This window comes from Leekyejoonella antrihumi (assembly GCF_007845645.1).
Lineage (GTDB): Bacteria > Actinomycetota > Actinomycetes > Actinomycetales > Dermatophilaceae > Leekyejoonella > Leekyejoonella antrihumi.
Window position 1 is genome coordinate 1 of sequence record NZ_VCQV01000110.1, and the last position, 2,179, is coordinate 2,179.

The window sequence follows — 2,179 nt, forward strand, 5'->3', positions numbered from 1 at the left end:
GTGCGCCACGAGGCGCTGTTGTTTCGGATGGAGGTGAAAGACCTGCATCGCTTGGCCGTCGCAGCGGTCGGGTGAAGCTGGCGGCAGCCTGACCCAGGGAACGCTGGTGAGGGTGGGAGCAGCCGCGACGAAGTCAGGGCGGTCCGGCACTACCGGATGGGCCGTGCCTGGTGAGCAAGACGGGACGGTGTACGCAAGGAACCGGTGACGTAAAGCCTCTTCATCGTCGACCAGCTCGAACCCGGTGGATACGGGCTGGTGTGCGGTGCGCACCCGCATCTTGTCGATCGTCGATATCGGTGATCGAGTAGGTGTTGGGGAACTGTCGGGACGGTTAGTGTGCCGGGCCTGGCAGGTCGTGGTGACAGTCTGCGGCGTAGCCACGACGAGGCCGCAGGGGCAAAGCCGGGCACCTCGCCCGTTGACCGAACAGCAGTGAACGTGGGAACCACCCGTGTCTGCTCCTCGAACGTTGGGGATAGGCACGTTGCCGGCCGAAGGGCGCGGGTGGGGCGGAGCCGCCGTAGTACTTCGAGTCCGGGAAAGCCGGACACGTGGGGAAGGGCGGCAGCGAGAGAAGCAAGGAGGAACTGCAATGTCTGAAGACGCGTCGGTGAACACTGACGCCGTCATCTGGCCCGATCAGGAATGGGCTCAGGTGAAGGTACAGAGGATGCAGGCCAAACTGCATTGTTGGGCGGCCGGTGATCCCGGCCGCCGGTTTGATGATCTGTACAACCTGGTCTGTGACCCGGCGTTCCTGGTGGTGGCGTGGCAACGCGTCGCGGGGAACGCGGGAGCACGGACACCGGGGATTGACCGGGCCACTGTGGCCTGGATCGAATCCCGGATCGGGGCCGAGGAATTCTTGCAGCGCGTGCGTGACCTGCTTCGGGCGCGCACGTTCCGGCCGGTCGAAGTGCGACAGGTCATGATCCCCAAGTCGAGCGGGAAACTGCGCAAGTTGGGGATCCCGACCGTGACCGACCGGGTGGTGCAGGCTGCCCTCAAGCTGGTGCTGGAACCGATCTTCGAGGCGGACTTTTCTCCGTGCTCGTATGGGTTCCGGCCGAATCGGCGCGCGCAAGACGCCATCGCTGAGATCCATCACTTCACCACCAAGTCGTATCACTGGGTGCTGGAGGCCGACATCGAGGCGTGTTTCGATCAGATCGATCACGTCGCGTTGCTGGGTAGGGTCCGGGCGAGGATCGGCGACAAGCACGTGCTGAGACTGGTCAAGGCGTTCCTCAAGGCCGGGGTGATGACCACCATCGGCATCCGTGAGGGCACGCACACCGGCACCCCGCAGGGCGGGATCTTGTCCCCGCTGCTGGCGAACATCGCGCTATCAGACCTGGATGAACACTTCATGAGCAAGTGGAATCAGCAGATGGCGACCGAGGTCCACCGGCAGCGCCGCAAGCGACAGGGCAAAGCAAACTACCGACTGATCAGGTACGCCGACGACTTCGTCATCGTCGTCACCGGTCAGCGGGAGCATGCCGAGCAGTTGCGGGCGGAGGTGGCAGCCGTGCTGGCCCCGATGGGGTTGAGGCTGTCACCGGCCAAGACCCGAGTGGTCCACATCAACGACGGGTTCGACTTCCTGGGCTTTCACATCCGACGGATGCGGAGGCGCGGAAGCAACAAGTGGTTCGTGTACACCCGGCCCTCGAAGAAGGCCATCGCCTCGATCAAGGCGCGGGTGAAGACCATGACGTACAGAGCAACCCTGCACCACGACCCTGGATACCTCTTGGACTATCTGGGTCGGGTGCTGCGAGGGTGGGCCAACTACTTCCGGTACGGAGTGTCCAAGGCCACGTTCTCGGCGATCGACTCCTACGCGTGGGAGCGGATCACGAACTGGCTACGGAAGAAGCACCGCATCGGATGGCCAGAACTACGGCGCAGGTTCTGCCTGCCCGGGTCTTGGCGGCTCGCCGTCGACGGGAAGCAATTCAAGGGCGCGGCAAGCGTCCGGGTGACTCGATACCGCTACCGCGGCTATCAGATCCCAACCCCGTGGACACCGACAGTCACCACCGGCTGACCAACAACAATGCTCTCGTGGAGAGCCCGGTGCGGTGAGAATCGCACGCCGGGTTCGGCGGGCGGTCCGGGGAAACGGGCCCGGAGCAATCCGGATACCGCGCCCCGGGCCGACCCAACTGGC

2 protein-coding genes are annotated in these 2,179 nt (G+C 64.4%); one reads left to right on the forward strand and one right to left on the reverse strand.

Annotated features, from left to right (window positions below; all coding sequences use genetic code 11):
• A partial coding sequence (locus FGL98_RS26040) for a hypothetical protein (RefSeq protein ID WP_222432416.1) occupies positions 1–279 on the reverse strand: 279 nt, incomplete at its 3' end.
• Between the two features lie 316 nt (positions 280–595).
• On the opposite strand from FGL98_RS26040, the gene ltrA reads away from it, so the two are divergent.
• Positions 596–2,056, forward strand: a complete 1,461-nt coding sequence (ltrA, locus tag FGL98_RS24935) for a group II intron reverse transcriptase/maturase (protein ID WP_146321558.1) — start codon at positions 596–598, stop codon at positions 2,054–2,056.
• Positions 2,057–2,179: the final 123 nt, after the last annotated feature.

Coding starts and splice junctions, on each gene's coding strand:
- ltrA (WP_146321558.1), top strand. CDS start 596: ATGTCTGAAGACGCGTCGGTGAACACTGACGCCGTCATCTGGCCCGAT.